19 protein-coding genes are annotated in these 16,716 nt (G+C 67.8%); 14 read left to right on the top strand and 5 right to left on the bottom strand.

Annotation, left to right across the window (positions count from 1 at the left end; all coding sequences use genetic code 11):
* The 4 genes from IEY61_RS11420 to IEY61_RS31120 form a co-directional block, all read left to right on the top strand.
* Positions 1–558: RNA-guided endonuclease InsQ/TnpB family protein (locus IEY61_RS11420; protein ID WP_189043307.1), on the top strand; the 558-nt coding region annotated here is incomplete at its 5' end.
* A 50-nt stretch (positions 559–608) separates the two neighbouring features.
* Positions 609–2,408, top strand: a complete 1,800-nt coding sequence (locus IEY61_RS11415; RefSeq protein WP_189043305.1) for a cellulase family glycosylhydrolase — start codon at positions 609–611, stop codon at positions 2,406–2,408.
* Positions 2,409–2,518: 110 nt separating this feature from the next.
* Positions 2,519–3,349 (top strand): SMP-30/gluconolactonase/LRE family protein, encoded by an 831-nt coding sequence (locus IEY61_RS11410; protein WP_189043303.1) that lies wholly within the window; start codon positions 2,519–2,521, stop codon positions 3,347–3,349.
* Positions 3,350–3,585: 236 nt separating this feature from the next.
* Entirely contained in the window at positions 3,586–4,707 is a 1,122-nt protein-coding gene (locus IEY61_RS31120; RefSeq protein ID WP_229705822.1) for an AbfB domain-containing protein, read from the top strand.
* A gap of 138 nt (positions 4,708–4,845) precedes the next feature.
* Here the strand turns inward: IEY61_RS31120 and IEY61_RS11400 are convergent, their stop codons facing one another.
* Positions 4,846–5,493 carry a DJ-1/PfpI family protein gene (locus IEY61_RS11400; RefSeq protein ID WP_229705821.1) on the bottom strand — a complete coding sequence of 216 codons (648 nt, stop codon included), beginning with the start codon at positions 5,491–5,493 and terminating at the stop codon, positions 4,846–4,848.
* 52 nt (positions 5,494–5,545) lie between these two features.
* Between IEY61_RS11400 and IEY61_RS11395 the strand changes: the two genes are divergently transcribed.
* The 8 genes from IEY61_RS11395 to IEY61_RS11360 all read left to right on the top strand — a co-directional run bounded on the left by IEY61_RS11395 (position 5,546) and on the right by IEY61_RS11360 (position 10,983).
* Positions 5,546–6,601 carry a GlxA family transcriptional regulator gene (locus IEY61_RS11395; protein ID WP_229705820.1) on the top strand — a complete coding sequence of 352 codons (1,056 nt, stop codon included), beginning with the start codon at positions 5,546–5,548 and terminating at the stop codon, positions 6,599–6,601.
* Between the two features lie 45 nt (positions 6,602–6,646).
* Positions 6,647–6,868 (top strand): DUF4352 domain-containing protein, encoded by a 222-nt coding sequence (locus tag IEY61_RS31780; RefSeq protein ID WP_308424565.1) that lies wholly within the window; start codon positions 6,647–6,649, stop codon positions 6,866–6,868.
* 232 nt (positions 6,869–7,100) lie between these two features.
* On the top strand, positions 7,101–7,394 hold the full coding sequence (locus IEY61_RS11385; protein ID WP_189043296.1) for a FitA-like ribbon-helix-helix domain-containing protein: 294 nt from the start codon (positions 7,101–7,103) through the stop codon (positions 7,392–7,394).
* The gene (locus IEY61_RS11380; protein WP_229705819.1) at positions 7,391–7,786 is read left to right on the top strand and encodes a type II toxin-antitoxin system VapC family toxin; all 396 of its coding nucleotides are present in this window, start codon (positions 7,391–7,393) and stop codon (positions 7,784–7,786) included. The genes IEY61_RS11385 and IEY61_RS11380 overlap by 4 nt, the downstream gene beginning before the upstream one ends.
* A gap of 192 nt (positions 7,787–7,978) precedes the next feature.
* The gene (locus IEY61_RS11375; RefSeq protein WP_229705818.1) at positions 7,979–8,344 is read left to right on the top strand and encodes a hypothetical protein; all 366 of its coding nucleotides are present in this window, start codon (positions 7,979–7,981) and stop codon (positions 8,342–8,344) included.
* Positions 8,345–8,385: 41 nt separating this feature from the next.
* Positions 8,386–8,571: a hypothetical protein gene (locus IEY61_RS11370; protein WP_189043294.1), complete on the top strand. Its 186-nt coding sequence runs from the start codon at positions 8,386–8,388 to the stop codon at positions 8,569–8,571.
* Entirely contained in the window at positions 8,568–8,714 is a 147-nt protein-coding gene (locus IEY61_RS11365; RefSeq protein WP_189043292.1) for a hypothetical protein, read from the top strand. The genes IEY61_RS11370 and IEY61_RS11365 overlap by 4 nt, the downstream gene beginning before the upstream one ends.
* 169 nt (positions 8,715–8,883) lie before the next feature.
* Positions 8,884–10,983: a glycoside hydrolase gene (locus tag IEY61_RS11360; RefSeq protein WP_189043290.1), complete on the top strand. Its 2,100-nt coding sequence runs from the start codon at positions 8,884–8,886 to the stop codon at positions 10,981–10,983.
* Positions 10,984–11,076: 93 nt separating this feature from the next.
* On the opposite strand, the gene IEY61_RS11355 is transcribed toward IEY61_RS11360, so the two are convergent.
* Together IEY61_RS11355 and IEY61_RS11350 are read right to left on the bottom strand one after the other, a co-directional pair.
* On the bottom strand, positions 11,077–11,718 hold the full coding sequence (locus tag IEY61_RS11355) for a VOC family protein (RefSeq protein ID WP_229705817.1): 642 nt from the start codon (positions 11,716–11,718) through the stop codon (positions 11,077–11,079).
* Positions 11,719–11,810: 92 nt separating this feature from the next.
* Entirely contained in the window at positions 11,811–12,263 is a 453-nt protein-coding gene (locus tag IEY61_RS11350; protein ID WP_189043288.1) for an iron chaperone, read from the bottom strand.
* A 165-nt stretch (positions 12,264–12,428) separates the two neighbouring features.
* Here IEY61_RS11350 and IEY61_RS11345 point away from each other — a divergent pair, with 165 nt between their 5' ends.
* On the top strand, positions 12,429–13,025 hold the full coding sequence (locus IEY61_RS11345; protein WP_189043286.1) for a TetR/AcrR family transcriptional regulator: 597 nt from the start codon (positions 12,429–12,431) through the stop codon (positions 13,023–13,025).
* 700 nt (positions 13,026–13,725) lie between these two features.
* Positions 13,726–14,658, top strand: a complete 933-nt coding sequence (locus tag IEY61_RS11340) for an HNH endonuclease (protein WP_189043284.1) — start codon at positions 13,726–13,728, stop codon at positions 14,656–14,658.
* Positions 14,659–14,978: 320 nt separating this feature from the next.
* On the opposite strand, the gene IEY61_RS11335 is transcribed toward IEY61_RS11340, so the two are convergent.
* Both IEY61_RS11335 and IEY61_RS11330 read right to left on the bottom strand, forming a co-directional pair.
* Positions 14,979–15,224: an RloB domain-containing protein gene (locus IEY61_RS11335; protein ID WP_189043282.1), complete on the bottom strand. Its 246-nt coding sequence runs from the start codon at positions 15,222–15,224 to the stop codon at positions 14,979–14,981.
* An 85-nt stretch (positions 15,225–15,309) separates the two neighbouring features.
* On the bottom strand, positions 15,310–16,638 hold the full coding sequence (locus tag IEY61_RS11330) for an AAA family ATPase (RefSeq protein ID WP_189043280.1): 1,329 nt from the start codon (positions 16,636–16,638) through the stop codon (positions 15,310–15,312).
* Positions 16,639–16,716: the final 78 nt, after the last annotated feature.

Here is a 16,716-nt window from a genome sequence, read left to right as displayed (position 1 = left end):
CAGAAGCGAGCACGCGAACGCGGCGAGCCGACATCGAACCGGCTACGTCGAACCTATGACCAGATCGCCAAGGTGCGCGCGAAAGTCAAGCGCCGCCGGGGTGACTGGCAGCATAAAACCACCACCTTGCTCGCGCAGCGGTACGGGATTGTGGTGGTGGAGGATCTGCGGATCCGCAACATGACCCGCAGCGCCAAAGGCACCGTCGAGCAGCCCGGCGCGAGGGTGCGTCAGAAGGCCGGCTTGAACCGGTCGATGCGCAACGAGGCGCACAGCCGAACCATCGAGCTGTTGGCGTACAAGCTGACCGAACGAGGCGGACAGTTGTTGAAAGTCCCTGCAGCGGGCACGTCCCAGACGTGCTCCGCGTGCGGGCATCGTGATCCGGCGTCCCGCAAGGGTGTCGTGTTCGCGTGCACGTCATGCCGGTGGGTCGGTCACGCCGACAGCAACGCCGCCCTGAACATTGTGAACGCGGCAGGGCTTGCCGTGCACGGACGTGGAGCCGAGGCCATCGGGTCTGGCTGTGAAGCGTCAACCACCCGGTGTGCGGCATGAACACCGCCGGGAATCTGTCCCCTTCAGATGGCAGAGGAAGTCAATACCTGATGTACAAGTCCCGGCTGATGGTCGACGACGTCTTCGCCGACGCGAAGGCGGCCGGCTTCACCGTGCTGCGACACTGGGGCTTCCTCGACATCGGCACCTCGGGCGGCACCGACTCGGTGCACGGCCCCGCCGACGGGGTGTGGTTCCAGCACTGGGACGGCGAGAAGCCCGCGTTCAACGACGGACCCGACGGCCTCCAGCGCCTCGACCACGTGCTGTACGCCGCCCGCCGGGCCGGCATCCGCGTGATCATCCCGCTGACCAACAACTGGCGCGACTTCGGCGGCATGGACCAGTACGTCCGCTGGCGCGGCGCCGAGCACCACGACGACTTCTACACCGACCCGGTGATCCGCGGCTGGTACCGCGACTGGGTGACGCACCTGCTGAACCGGGTCAACACGCTGACCGGGGTGGCGTACAAGGACGATCCCACCATCATGGCCTGGGAGTTGGCCAACGAGCCGCGCTGCAAGGGCTCCGGGGTCTACCCGCAGTCGCCGCGGTGCTCCACCCACACCGTCACCCGGTGGGCCGACGAGATGAGCCGGCACCTCAAGTCCGTCGACCGCCGGCACCTGGTCGGCGTCGGCGACGAGGGCTTCTTCTGCGACGGCCCGGACGCCGGGCACTGGACCGTCAACTGCGGCGAGGGCGTCGACTCGATCGCGCTGAGCCGGCTGCCCGCCGTGGACGTGCTCGGCTACCACCTGTACCCGGACCACTGGGGCACCGACGCCGACTGGAGCGTGCGCTGGATCGAGCGGCACAACCGGGAGGCGAAGCGGATCGGCAAGCCGGCCCTGCTCGGCGAGTTCGGCTGGCACGACAAGACCACCCGCAACCCGGTCTACCAACGCTGGACCGACACCTTCATCCGCACCGGCGGCACCGGCTTCCTCTACTGGATCCTTTCCGGCGGCCAGGACGACGGCACGCTCTACCCGGATTACGACGGCTACACCGTCTACTGCCCGAGCCCGGTCTGCACCACCCTGGCCAACGCGGGGGAGACCATCCGCCGCGGCTTCCGGCCGCGCCCGCCGGTCGCCGACCACGACACCGCGGTCACCACGGCCGGCACGCCGGTCACCCTCACCCCGACAAGCAACGACATCGCGTACGCCGGGAAGGTCCGGCCGTCCACCATCGACCTCGATCCGACGGTACGCGGACAGCAGCGCTCGCTCACCGTCACCGGCGGCCGGTTCGCGCTGGGCGTCGGCGGGCTGGTCGTGTTCACCCCGGCGGACGGCTTCCAGGGCCGGGCCGTCGCCTCCTACACCGTCCGCGACACCGCGGGTCGGCTCTCCAACGCCGCCGAGCTGACCGTCACCGTCAAGCCCGTGCCCGGCGACCCGATCCAGCTCGCCTCCTGGGAGACCGGCCTGGAAGGCTGGGCACCGGGCGACTGGCAGACCGACGCGGGCACCCTGGCCCGGACGGACGACTTCGCCACCGACGGCGCGTACGGCCTGCGAGTCACCGCCACCGGCGGCGGCTGGTTCGGGGTGACCCTGCCCGAGCCGGTGGACCTGTCCGCCAAGAGCGTGCTCCGCTACGACCTGCGTACCTCGCCGTCGGCCGGCACCGGCGCCTCGATCGCGGTGCAGACCGGCGCCGGCTGGGCCTGGTGCCAGTCGGAGTTCGGCTGGGTCAGCCAGGGCCGCACCGCCACCGTGGAGATCGAGCTGGGCACCCAGATGTCCTGCGACGCGGCGGCCCTGGCCGACGTACGTGCGATCCTGATCTGGGTCAGCCCCGGTGTCCACGACCTGGACCACCTGCGCGCCGAATGACCCGCGTCCGGGGTTCGGTCCCCGCGTGGCGGGGAGCCGAACCCCGGCGGATGTCAGACCCGTGTCGATGATGATGTCGGTACGGGTGCTGGCTGGCGGAGGGGCAGGTCATGAGCGGACCGGAAATCCTGATGGAAGGCATCGTGTTCGGCGAGTCGCCGCGTTGGCACGACGGGCGGCTCTGGTTCTCCGACTGGGGCGCGCATCAGGTGATCTCGCTCGCCGCCGACGGCAGCCACCAGGTGGAGGCCACCGTCGAGTCCTTCCCGATGTGCATCGACTTCCTGCCGGACGGGCGGCTGCTCGTGGTCGACTCGGCCCGGCGTCGGCTGCTGCGCCGCGAGCCGGACGGCTCGCTTGTGGCGTACGCCGACCTCGGCGCGGTCGCCGACAAGCCGTGGAACGACATCGTGGTCGACGCGCACGGCAACGCCTACGTCAACACCATCAACTTCGACTTTCCCGGCGGCGAGTTCACCCCCGGCCTGATCGTGCGGGTCACCCCGGACGGCACCGTCGCACAGGTGGCCGACGACCTCGCCTTCCCCAACGGCATGGCGATCAGTTCCGACGGCAGCACCCTGATCGTCGCCGAGTCGTACGCGAACCGGCTCACCGCGTACGACGTCGGCGCCGACGGTGTCCTGACTGGCCGGCGGGTATGGGCGGACACGCCAGGCGACCATCCCGACGGCATCTGCCTCGACGCGGAAGGTGCCCTCTGGTACGCCGAAGTGGGCAACCAGCGTTGCGTCCGGGTACGCGAGGGCGGCGAGGTGCTGGCCACCGTCCACCTCGATCGCGGCGCCTTCGCCTGCGCGCTCAGCCCCGCCCCCGATTCGCGCCTCTTCGTCCTGGCCCAACACTGGGGCGCTCCGGAGCCGTCCTCGCCCACCGGCCAAGTCCTCGCCTTCCCCACTCCCGCCCCCGCCCCTAGCTAGTGCCCCGTCATGGGACGTTGGTCGGGCACATCGTTGGCGAGGACGTGCTTATCGCCGGGGCGTGATTTCACCCTGAAATATTTATTTCTCTGTGAAATCACGCCTGTTCGACGATCAAAGACGAGGCATCAGGTGCGTGCTACTGGCATCAGGCTGGCAAAGGTGAGAGTGTGGCGGCCGCAGCCCTTTGATCATGTCAGGGTCGAACGCGTGCGCTGAACCTGCAGGAGAGCACCATGTCCCAGCACGGCAACGGCCAGTCGCACCTGCGGATAGGTGGCTGGCTTCCTGGGACGGACCGGCCCGGTTCGAATCTCACCCCGCCAGCATCTGGTGGTCCGGACGCCGGTACGCAGCAGCACCGGCCCACCGAGTCGCCACAACGGACAATTGCCTCGCCGCCGGTCACCAGCGCCGCGCCACCGGTCACCAGCGTCGCGCCGTCGGCCGCCCGGCGCCCGGATGCGTCCGCCGAGGCGGGTCAGGTCATCGGCCGGGCCGCGCCACGGCGTGTGCACGTGCTCGGCGGCGTCGCCCTCGTCGTCGTCACCGCACTCGTCGGGGTGATGGCGCTCCGCGACGGAAACCCACAGGAGTCGATCCGTGGCGAGTTCGTTGCCGAGGTGCTCCATCCCGACCCTGCCGAGGACAACCCGGCCAACGATGACCGGCTGCCCGGCGTGAACGGCCCCGGATCCGACCTTCGAGGCGTCGGGGCCGCGCTGCCGAGCCCGAGCACCGACGCTGTCGTCCGGCCCGGCTTGAACCCGCGCACCGACGGCGGCGCGGGTAACCCCGGCTCCGGCCCGGCCACCCCCGGCGGTACGCCGGCGAACCCGGCCACCAAGGCTCCACCACCCGCCCCGAGTGCCCCCGCAAACCCGTCTTCCGCACCCGCCAGCCCAGCCGGATCGGTGCTGGTGCCCGGCACCCGGATCGGTCTCGAAGTCGCCAGCCTGCCCGGTCATCGGGTACGACACGCCAACTTCGAGGTACGAGTCGAACCGGTGAATGCCGCCAGCAGCGCCGGCACGAAAGCCGACGCTGCGTTCGTCGTCCGTTCCGGCCTCGCCGGAAGTAGCTGCGTCTCTTTCGAGTCGGTGAACTTCCCCGGCCACTACCTACGGCACTCTGGATTCCGCGTGTTCCTGCACCGTGCCGACGGCAGCGCCCTGTTCCGCGCCGACGCCACGTTCTGCCCGGTCACCGGCATCGGCGGCACGCACACTTCGCTGCGCTCGCACAACTACCCGGATCGTTACCTGAGCCGTGATCCCGGCAAGCAGATGCGAGTCTCCCCGATCGGCGAGGGGGCCGCACCCTCGACGGCCACCTTCCTGATCCGCCCCGCCCTGTAACGGCCCCACCGCCGCCGCGCCTGCCAAGGTGGCAGCTGTCCCGTCCCAGTCCGACCTCGTGGCCGCGATCGCCACGCTGCGCTGAGTTCCGGTCCGACGGCCGGCGGGTCGGTGGGCTCACCCTGATCGGGCTCGGCGTCATGGTCGCCGCCACCGGCCGCAAGGATTGAACCATGGGACGCAGGTGGCCACGTCGCTGCCGGGCGGAGGGTTTCTCCACACGGCGGCCCGCAGGGCGAAGTCGATGGCGGTGGCCACCTCGGCGGCGCGTTGCGCGCCGAACTCCCGTTCGGTGAGCCACAGGCCCAGATCCAGGCCGGCGCTCAACGCGCCCGCAGTGACTCGATCGCCGTCATCGACCACCCGCTCCTCGATCACGTTCACGGCGTATGCGCGCAGTTCCTCGTACGCGTTGCGGTTCGTCGTGGCGTTGCGACCGGTGAGCAGACCTGCCGCAGCGAGCAGCATCCCGCCCGTGCACACCGAAGCCATCCAGCATGCGGAACCGGCCGCATCCGCCAGGCGTTCGAGCAGCACACCGCCCTGCGCCTGCGCCCAGGAGCCCTGCTCGGCCCGGTTCAACCAGCCACCGCCGACCACGATCACCCCGTCGGGGCGGCCCAGCACAGCGGGAACCTGAAGCTGGACCCCGCGCATGCTGCGTACCGGGCCCGGCCGGTGCCCGACCACGAGTTCCACGTCGAACCCAGCGCTGGACAGGACCTCGAACGGGCCGAAGGCATCGAGTTCGTCAGAGCCGTCGAAAACGACGATCTCTACTCTCACCTGCACAGGCTCGCCGCCCCAAAGGTGATGTGCCAGTGGCATGCTCGCCACCATGCGTGAGGAATCGGCCATCCATCGCGTTGCGGTTCTGGCTCTATCGCCAGTCGTAGCCTTCGATGCGGCAATTGCCACGCAGGTCTTCGGTCACGAGGGCCTCGGCAGGTACGACGTCCTACTGTGTTCACTCCGGGCTGGGCCGGTGTCGACCACCACGCCCGGGTTCGGGATCACCGTCGCGGCGGGCCTCGACGCGGTAGCAGCCGCCGACACCGTCATCGTCCCCGGATTCAAGCGCGGGCCGGCACCGGCTGAGGCGCTCGCCGCCCTGCGTGCCGCGCACCAGCGCGGCGCCCGGATCGCCGCCATCTGTAGCGGGGCATTCGCCCTGGCCCAGGCCGGTTTGCTCGATGGGCGTCGGGCCACCACCCACTGGGTGCACGCCGCCGATCTCGCCCGCGAACATCCCGCCGTGCAGGTCGATCCGGCGGTCCTCTACGTCGACGAGGGCAACGTGCTGACCAGCGCCGGCCTCGCCGCCGGCCTCGACCTGTGCCTGTACCTGCTCGGCCTCGACCACGGGCAGCAGGCGGCGATCGAGCGTGCCCGGCACATGGTCACGCCGCTGCACCGCGCCGGTGGGCAGGCCCAGTACGGCCTGGCGAGCCCGGCGGCAGCAGGCGAGCGGCTGGCGAGCGTCACGGACTGGGCGCTGGCGAATCTGCACCAGCCCATCACCGTTGCCGATCTCGCCCGACAGGCGATGCAGTCGACCCGGACGCTCAGCCGCGTCTTCGCCCAGGAATTGGGCACCAGCCCGCGCGCCTGGCTGATCGCCGCCCGGCTGCGCATGGCCTGCACCCTGCTGGAGACCGGCGACCTGACCGTCGAGGAGATCGCTCGACGCAGCGGCCTGGGCAGCGCCGCCAACCTCCGGCTTCACTTCCGCCGGACGTACGGCACCACGCCCCTCGCCTATCGGAGCGCGTTCCAGGGAAAACGGCCCGCACGTCACGCCCCGCCTACTGGCAGGGCAGGGTCGGCGGTGACGGTCAACGCTGGCGGCAGTACGCGCCGAGCGGGACCCGCTCTACGGTCGACAACCCGCTGATCCTCGCCAACCGCGCCTCAAACAGACGCCCAATTCTTCACCGACCTGGTCGACACCGAACTGTCCCAACTCGGTGCCGACCGGGCAGCCCTGACTGAGCTGCGCGGCCTCGGCAACCAGGCCGACGGAGAAGCTGGCATCTATGGCAACAGCGACGCGCAGGGATTCCTTGACAAGATCAACCCGGGCAACTCAATGGCCGCGAACGTCGTCTTCGACGTGCCGAAAGGCACCAAACTCAAGTCGATCACGCTCGACGCCGGCTAGTTCACCTTCACTGAGGACGCCGTCGTCCTGCGACCGGAGTGCCCGGCGGCAGTGGCCGATCGCGCCCCTGGAGGGAGTCGATCGGCCACTGCCGGGCCGTGAAGTGGTCCGAGCGGGGATCGAGGCCCCGGCCACGCCGGGGCCTCGTGAAGAGAAGGGTCGAAGGCTCTTCATCGTGGCGTGGGTCGACAACAGCCTTGACCTCGCGTCAAAATGCAGGCATTATGCAGTCATGGCAGTGGTGCTCACGATCCGCGACGTGCCAGAGGAAGTGCGGGACCTCCTGGCCCAGCAGGCACGCGAACGCGGCCAGTCTTTGCAGGCATACCTACTTTCTGTCCTCAACCGCCAGGCTGACTTCTGCCGGAACCGGCAGCTTCTCGCCGAGATCGGCCAGGAGCTCGACAGCGGCGCCGGTGCCGATCAGGGCGCCCCCGATGCGGCTGAGGTTCTGGGGCAAGCTCGTGCCGAGCGTGGCCTTCGCGGCGACGCATCCTCCGCACACTCAACCCGGGATGTCGCGTGATCGTCGTTGATGCCTCGGCCGTCGCGAGCATGCTCGTGTACACCGACGATCGTGGCCGCAAGGCCCGCGCTGTGCTGGGCCGGGATCCTGAATGGGCGGCACCCGAGCACTGGAAGATCGAGGTCTTCTCCGTCATGCGTGGGCTGGTGCTCGGCGGGAAGATCACCGACCAACTGGCATCCCGCGCGGTCGACCGGATCGGTCGCCTGGGCGTCGATACGGTGCCGGTTGACGATCTCCTGCCGCGGATGTGGCAGATCAAGGCGAACATCAGCGCCTACGACGCGGCCTATGTCGCCCTCGCGGAACGCCGTGACTTGACGCTCGTGACCGCCGACGCCAAACTCGGTCGGGCCGCGATGGCGCACTGCCGAGTGGAGCTTCTCTCGTAGCGGGCCTTCGTCCCGGAACGGGCCATGCCGCCGCGACCTCTTCGATGCTGGCCATGCTGTCCCTCCGTCGACCGTCCGCGAACGTGGATTACGTCTGATTAGTCGGACGGACGCTATTGGAGATGAATGCGGCTCGCAGTCTGGTGACGACGGGGTCGCGCTCGGTGGTCGCGCTGTGGCATTGTGCGGGTTGTGAGCGAGACCGGTCAGTCGGATCGGGTGACTGGGGTGCCGGAAAAGCTGGATCCGTGGCACGACTTTCGCAAGAGTGTCGCGCTGGTGTCGATGGTGCTGTTCTTCTTCTGCGTGGTCGGCCTCGGCTTCCTCGGCTACCAGTTGGCGATCGTCGGTGACAACGAGGCCTTCGACGTTTGGTCGTTCGTTCGTTTCACGTCGGTGGCTGTCCCTCTCGGTGTCGCCGCCGTGGCGGGTCTCGGCATCTACCGTGCGTCTTCCAACGCCGAGTCGAAACGGCGCGGTCGGATCATGGCCTTGGCGTTGCTCGCCGCCGCGATCCTGCTCGTCGTGACGGGCGTGATCCGGGACGCGCTGTCATGAGCCTTTAGGCATGGCCCGCGCATCAGAAACTCGTCAACGAGATGGACCAGCGGCTTACCCACCTGATCGAACTCCTCGGCAAGTCGCGCGACGCGCTGTACGCCGTCGGGGCTTTCTACCGGTGCACCGACACCGACATCGCCGCCCGGATGGACGCCACCTATCCGACGACGGATCGCAGCGGTTACGCGCTTCCCGGTGGCCCGCTGAGTGGCAACCTGTCATGAGAGAGCCAACCAACTTCCTTGTTGCGCCCGGAGAGCCGGACGCCTCGCTGACCAAGGGCTTCGCCAATCCCATCGGGATCCTCGATGCTCTGCCCATCTCCCACTCCGGCACCCACGACCTGGACCACCTCCGCGCCGAGTGACCCGCGCCCCGGAGCAGCGCCTTGCTCCTCAGCGTGCGGCCCCCTAACCTAAATTCGCGGACGTCGATCATTTGCCACTCGTGACGGCGTCCCGGTGGCGCAGGGCTGCCCGTGTTCCCGCTGGCCGCACGCCGCCTGGCCGGGTGGTTCGAGCGACGGGGAGCCAGTGATGCGACGGCGAACGGTATGGACGGTCCGGCTGGCCACGGCGGCGGTGGTGGTCGGAAGCCTGGTTGTCTCGACAGCCTCGGGCGGCACCGCGCACCGGCCCGTTGCCCCGCCCGCCACGGTGGTCGACTGGAGCGCGGAACGGCAGACCGTCGACGGCTTCGGCGGGGCGTTCCCGTTCCACAAGGCGGGTGCGCTCCAGCGGCTCGGAGAGCCGCTGACCTCGCAGATGCTCGACATGGTCTTCGACGACCAGTCCGGCATCGGCCTGGACATCGTTCGGGTCATGGTGGGCGACGGCGGCGTGGGCGTGTGGGGCGACCAGCTCTACGACGGCCCGACGCAGACGATCGAGCCGGAGCCGGGCCGGTTCGTGTGGGACCTGCCCGACTGGGCGCAGCGCAAGGCCGACTTCGACGCGTACCAGGTGTGGCTGATGCGTGAGGCGCAGGCGCGCGGCGTGGAAACGATCCTCGCCAGCGTGTGGAGCCCGCCGGCGTGGATGAAGCAGAACAACAGCGTGATCTCCTCCGGCCCGTCCGGCCCACCGAACAAGCTCCGGCCCGACATGTACCAGGCGTTCGCCGACTACCTCGCGGAGTACGTGCTCGGCTACGAGCGCGAGTTCGGCATCCGGATCACGCACATCTCACCGACCAACGAACCCGACATCACCACCGGGTACTCAAGCTGCCAGTGGACGGCCGAGGAGCTGCGTGTCCTGGTGCGCGACCACCTGGGCCCGACGTTCGCACGCCGGGGGGTGGACGCGAAGATCGTGCTTGGCGAGGGCGTCGGCTTCCACGAGGGCTTCGCCCTGCCGGCGATCAGCGACCCGGCGGCGAACCGGCACGTCGACGTCGTCGCGGCGCACGGATACTCGGGGCTGATCGACGCGGCGACGCGGGCCACGCCCACGGCGTTCACCACCTCGCACGCGCTGGGTAAGACCATCTGGCAGACCGAGTACATGAACCAGGGTGCGCCGCGCGACCGGCTGTTCGTCAACAACACGATCAGCGACGGCCTGCGCTACGCCACGCTCATCGGGAACCTGTTCGACGAGACCCGGCTGAACGCGTACTTCTGGTGGTGGCCGGTGGCGAACAACGGCGCGGACGGCTCGGACCTGATCCGGCTGGTCAACACCGGCACCCCGCAGAGCGGCAACCCGACCGAGAACGGCCAGTACCGCATCTTCAAGCGGTACTACGCGTTCGGCCAGTACAGCCGCTTCCTCGACCCCGGTGACGTGATGATCGGCGCCACCAGGGCACCGGCACCCGGGGTCACGGTCACGGCGTACAAGGACGAGGCGACGCACGACTTCACCATCGTCGTGGTCAACAACAACCCGGACGACGTACCGCTCGCCGTCGATCTCGCAGGCGGCTTTCCGCTGCCGCCGGAGACCAGGAACGACTGCAAGAAGGGCGGCTGGGCGGCCTTCGTCAACCCGGCATTCCGTAACCAGGGCGAGTGCGTCTCCTACGTCACCGCCGGCAAGGGACCGATCTCCTCGGTGGTGCCGTACCGCACGTCGGCGAACGAGAACATGAAGAAACTGGCCGACATCCGCACGCACGGCCGGTCCTTCAGCACGACTCTGCGCGGCCAGAGCGTGACGACGTTCGTGCCGAAGTGGTCCGAGTTGCCCGCGCTGCCCGACCGCAAGGACGTGTTCTCCACCTACCTCGCAGAGGAGAACGACGGCCAGTCGGCGGGCCTGCGGATCGTCACGACGCCCGAGCACGGCAAGGTCGTCACGCGGGTACGCGATGGCAGCCACCTGCGCTGGACGAATGTCAACTTCGCGGACGGATCGGCGGCGGGATTCGCCGACCAGAAGGGCCAACTGCGTCTGCACGCCACCGTCGCCCCGAAGGCCGGGGGTGTCATCGAGGCACGGATCGACAGCCCGAACGGGCCGCTCGTCGGCTCGATGACCGTGCCCCCCGGGTCCGGCACCGACTGGGTGACGGCCACCACCTGGATCGACACCAGCCCGGACGCCGCGAACGGCTTCCACGACCTCTACCTGGTGTTCACCGGCGGCGACGGCACACTCTTCGCCGTGGATCGCGCCGAGTTCAGCGACTGAGCGCGCCGGCGGGTGGTGGCGGCTGTGCGCAGCGGCCCGGCACCCGGCCCCGTCCCCAACCCGGCGGTCAGTCGGACAGACAGCAGTGGCGCGTCAGGGTGTGGGCGCCAGCGATGTGGCTTCCCAGGCAAACCCGTCCGGGTCGGTGAAGGGTCTGGCAGCGCCACCGATCACGAGCCGGTGCGACCCGGTGCCGTCGGGAGCGACGCCGAGGTCCTTGGCAAGGGCACGGCGCCGGTACAGCGCCAGTTTGATGGGACTCGATCCAGTGGCGAACTCGACGTACATGCGGCCGAAGCTCTTCGCCACGGCGAGGCCTTGGTCGACGTAGAATCGCTTGCTCGCGGTCACGTCCGCGACTCCCAGTAGGAGCACGATCTCGTCGACATGCCGGGTGGCCGGGCCGGTGTCCTTCTTCGCCGAGGTCGCGACCTTCCAGATGGTCCCGTCCGGGGCTTGGACGACGCCGCCGTAACCCCAGAGCGACTTCGCGGCTGGCTTCAACGTCGTCGCGCCGGCGTCGAGCGCGGCCTCGATGAGGCCGTTGACGGTGGCTGGCTGGGACACTGTGAGCGACAGCGTGAACCCGCGGAAGCCGGTCGTCGGCGCATCGGAGGCCCGCAGGCGTACGTGTGTGTCCAAGCCGAAGGCGCTGTAGAAGCGGTTGGCGGCCGTGAGGTCGGCCACGTCGAGGGTGACGGATTCGATGGAAGTCAAAACGGAAGGGACGGTCATAGTCATTCCTGTAGTCGTGGGTCACGGTCGACCCGGTGTGTGGTGTCGGGGTTGAACGCTGTGGAGGGCTGTCGGTTCCGCCGGGACGCGGCTCAGCTGACCGCCTGCTTCACGAGCGCACCGATCCGTGCCTCCACCTCGGCTGTCACCTCGGTCAGGGCGAAACCGGCCGCCCACATCGGGCCCTCGTCCAGCCTTGCCTGGTCGCTGAACCCGAGCGTCGCGTAGCGCGCTTTGAACTTCTCCGCGCTCTGGAAGAAGCAGACGATCTTGCCGTCCAGTGCGTAGGCGGGCATCCCGTACCAGAGCTTCGGCGCCAGGAGCGGGGCGCTGGCTGTGATGACGGCGTGGACGCGCTCGGCCATGACTCGGTCCGAGTCTTGCATCTCGGAAATCTTGATGAGCAGGTCCCGCTCCGCCTCCGCCGCTTTGTCCGCGCGCGAGCCGCGGCGTGCGGCCTTCTTCAACTCCTGGGCGTGGTCCTTCATCGCGACCCGCTCCTCGGCCGTGAACCCCTCGTGCCTGCTGCTTTTGGTGCTGCTCATGGCAAGTTTCCCCTTGCAGATGTGATGTGGCGCGATCCTGGGCGTGCGGGTGGCGACCTGCCACCACCCTGCCCATCGGCACGCACCGTGCCGATCGGGGCCCAAATGTTGCACACGGCCCTCGATATTGTCAACGGCACGCCCTGTGCCGATAGGATGGGGAGCATGACCGGCACGCCCGCCTCGCCACGGCGCCGAGGCGCTGCGCGCACTGAAGAACTGCTGCGAGTAACCCTCGATCTGGCTGCGGAGGTCGGTTACGCGGGCCTGAGCATCGAGGCGGTCGCTAGACGGGCCGGGGTCGGAAAACACACGATCTACCGGCGCTGGCCGTCCATCGCGGCGCTGCTGCTCGACGCGCTCAGCCTCGTGTGGACCAGCGATCTGGACTACCGCAACGCCGGGGACGTCCGCGCGGATCTGCGCGAACAGTTCCTACGCTCAAGCCTCGCCCTTTCCAGCCCGCCGATCGGCCCCGTCTACCGCGCAGTCATCGCCGAGGCACAGGCCGATCCCACGCTGCGGGCGACCCTGCACGAACGATTCCTGATCACCGTCGAGCAGAGCACCCTCGACCGAATCACCCGCGCCCAGCGCACCGGTGAGCTGACCGCAGAAGCGAACCTGGAATTCGCCGCCGAGGTGCTGTGCGGCACTCTGTACTACCGCTGGCTGCTGTCAACCCGCCCCATCGACGAGAGCGCGGTCGACGGACTGCTGGACATGTTCATGGCCGCGTACGGTTCATCGAACCAGAACTGAAGCGCAAACCCTTGCGTTGGGCAGGCCCTTCAGGTGGCTGGGTGCTGATGCTGCGTGCCCAGGTGTCAGATCTTGTGGGGTCTAGGGGCGCGAGGACAGGCTGACGTTCTGGCTCACCACGCCGTGATCCCAGAGTGGCATCGTGGTGTCGGATTTCGGACTGTCCAGCAGGTGGAAGGAACAGCTCGACGCCGAAGCTATTCGCAGGTGAGGTGCGGATACCGGCGTCAATGGGTCACTCGGGTAGAAAGGCCGACCGGGCCTGCCGCTGATCGACGTCTGGGCAGTGTCCGGAAGCGACGGTACCGTCCACGGGGCCTGAGACAGACACAGCTGTGGGGAAGTGACCGTCATGGCCGCGCGGCAGCGCATGATGCAGGATGCGTGAGGACTCGCCGCGCTGGGAGCAGATCAATCCCAGTGCAAGGCGAAGCGACTGCGCAACGTCATCGCCCACTACGCCCCGGCCGGCGTACTGCCCACCGGCCCGATCCACTCCTCGCCCTTCCTGCGCCCCGCCAACAACGCGCCGGGTGGCGGCCGCTTCCCGTAGACCCTCGCGGAGCCAAACCTGGGATGGCTCTGCCAGGGGCGCCTGCCGAGGTATGGAAGTTAATGGCGGACCTGCGATCGGCACACGTTGGAGGCGTGGCCGTTCGGACGGTACCAAGGTCAGCTTCGACGTCGAAGACTGTCTACTGTGAAGGCTTTTGTGGGTGTGACTGACGAAACTTGGTTCCGCTTCCTGGCCGATCGTCCGCATCTCAGCGAGGTCAACTTCTGGCGCCCGTCCGGGGGTTCGTTTCGAGCGTTGACGCCGGGGGAGCCCTTCCTCTTCAAAGCACATTACCCGCTCAATCGAATAGTCGGTGGCGGCTTCTTCAGCGGCTTCGAGCGACTACGAATATCGGAGGCATGGGAGCTATTCGGCGAGGCGAACGGAGCCCCGAGTATTGACGAACTCAGTCGCAGAGTCGGCCGGTATCGCAAGCAGGCGATCGAGCGCACCGAGGATCCCTTCATCGGCTGCATTTTCGTCAGAGATGCCGTCTTCTTTCCTGACGGTTCGATGGCTGATCCTCCACCCAGTTTCGCCGCAAACCTGGTGCAGGGCAAGACCTATGATCTTGCTGCTCCGGAAACGGCGGACTACTTCAACGCGCTGATTGGTCGCTTGCTCGGGGCGACGTTTGATGTCGACCTGACTGGACCGTGGCATCGTTCCGGACCGGTTTACGGCGATCCAAGGCTCGTACCGCAGCGCCTTGGTCAGCAGTCCTTCAAAGCTGTTGTGCTCGGTGCCTACGGGCGCCGCTGCGCTGTCACTGGTAACAAGGTCCAACCGGTGTTGCAGGCAGCGCACATCCGCCCGCTGCCGTTAGGTGGCGAGCATCGCTTGGACAACGGGCTGTTGCTCAAGTCCGATGTGCACATCCTCTTCGATCATGGCTACCTTGGCGTGGACCCTAAATATCGACTTGTGGTAAGCCCACGCCTGCGGAGTGAATTCGGGAATGGTGACCAGTTTTATGCGAGGGCGGGGACGCAAATCGCATTGCCGGAAAGCCGGCGCGATTGGCCGAAGTCCGAATTCTTGGAATGGCATATCGACACAGTCTTCAAGGCAGCATAGAACATGCGCCGGGGCGGCTACGGCCACGAAGGCCAGGGTGAAGCTTATTCGGCCCGCTTTAAGTGCCCTGGGTGTTCAGGGGCGCGAGGACAGGCTGGTCGCTTCGGCGAATAGACCTGCTCACAGGGGGCACGATTGGCCCCTGCATGGCGCACCTGCCGAGTGGAGCTTCTCTCGTAGGGGCCTTCCTCTCGGAGCGGCTGCCGAATCGCCGGTTTGCCGCCGACTGCGTTCTCGTCGGAGCCGGCCCGGTTCGTGGAAGATGCTCCGTCGTGCCGACTTCGGAGATTTGAGGCGAGATCTCGTTTGGGTCATCCCGCCTAGATCACGCGCTTCAGCTCGGCGACGAGAACACCAACAGAGGTCGAAGGGTTTCCCTCGACGTCGCAGACGGCCCACGCCTCGTCGTAGTCATCCTCCCGCTGCCGGCGGTACGCGCCGCGTATCAGGTCGACGGGCGAACCGCGCTCAACAGCGACCGCGGCCTTGACGCTGACCCACGGCTCCCGCTTCAAGGCGTCGAAGTAGGCGCGCTCGGTGGACTCGCCGTTCGTCGTGATCAGCACGGTCCGCCGCTGCTCCCGTGTTGCCGGCCCTCTGCGTAGGTCCGTTTCCCGCCCGGCGTTACGCACCATGCGACCCGTCTGACGCTCACTGCGACGAGGTGTCATCCGTACCTCCACGGTTGGCGAGTGCCTGCTCGAACAGGTGGGTCGAGAGGTCCGGCACCGCACCGTAGTTGCCGTTCAGGTACCGACGCTGTCGGTTCTCGCCTTCCTTCCGAGGCTTGAAGTCCGTCAGCGGGTAGAGCGACGAAGCCCCCTGGTCGTCCTTCTCCACAAACCAGATCTCATCGCGGCGCAGGATCTCCTCCGCGTCCAGAGTGCCCAGCAGCGCGGCGTCGTGGCTGGTGAAGATGAGCTGACTGCCCAGGGGGTTGGCCTCTGGGCTCCGGAAGAGACTGATGAGCTTGGCGGTCAGGATCGGGTGCAGGCTGGCGTCGATCTCATCGATCAGCATGGTGGCGCCGGTCCGGAGCATCGCGGCAGCGTGCAGCCCTAGGGTGAGAAGTTGCCGTGTGCCGGTCGACTGATCCTTGAGGTCTAGCAGCGCGGTGCCGTTGGGGCCCTGGTGGGCGAACTGGATCTGGATCCTCGATCGTTCAAGCCCAGCCGACCGACGGGCGCGCGGCCGAACGAATGTGTAACCGACCGGCAATCCTGGCTCGTGGATGCCTCCGCTCGGTTTCGGCTCGACCACGATGTCGACGATCCCCACGTCGGCAGCTTGCAACAGTTCAACGGCCAGCTGAAGCACGTCCTGGTTGCCCGCGTCGTCAGGACGAAGTTGAGACAACACCATCTCGGGTTCCATCCGCTGGCCTGCCAGGTAGAACCACCGGTAGGTGTTGTGCAGCGGCTGAGGGTTCGCCGGATCCGGTTCTGGGCGACTGTGGCCGAAGCGGGCGACGGTGCTGAGGAAGAGGGCGGTCGGCGCGGTGATCTCGGCGATTTGCTCCAGGGGCCGCCGGCCCGACTCTTCTCCCCACGCGAAGTCGTTCCCCTCGCGTTCGAAGATGCGCCGCTTGCGGCCCAGCGGATAGTGGTAGAGCCACTCCTCAAGCACGCGGTTGTCGTCGATCGTGAACCCGTAGGTGTGCCGAACCCCGCCGAGCATAAGGTCTGCGACATAGCGTGATGGCTGCCCGGCGATCTCGGGATCCAGTCGGAAGGGTTCGCGGAAAAGTCCTACCCCGGGTTCGACCGCGCGGTCCGACTCCACGACCATCTGCCGCATGAACGCCAGCGCGCCGAGGCAGTTGGACTTGCCGGACGCGTTGGCTCCGAAGATGCCGACAACCCGGACAGCCTGCGGAGTCGACTCGCCCGCCTCGGTGCTGTCCCCGTAGACAGGTGTGAGGTTGAGCTGCTGCTCGTCACGAAACGAGCGGTGATTGGCAAAGCGGAAACTTAGCAGCATCGGCGGTCTGCCCCCTGCCTGGTGGGCGGTTACAAGCGCATCCCTGCGAGTAAACCACGAAAAAGACGGGGAAGCCCT

Origin of the sequence: Micromonospora sonchi, assembly GCF_014646235.1 — a bacterium.
In the GTDB taxonomy this organism is placed as follows: Bacteria; Actinomycetota; Actinomycetes; order Mycobacteriales; family Micromonosporaceae; genus Micromonospora; species Micromonospora sonchi.
This window is presented reverse-complemented; position numbering and strand designations above follow the sequence as displayed.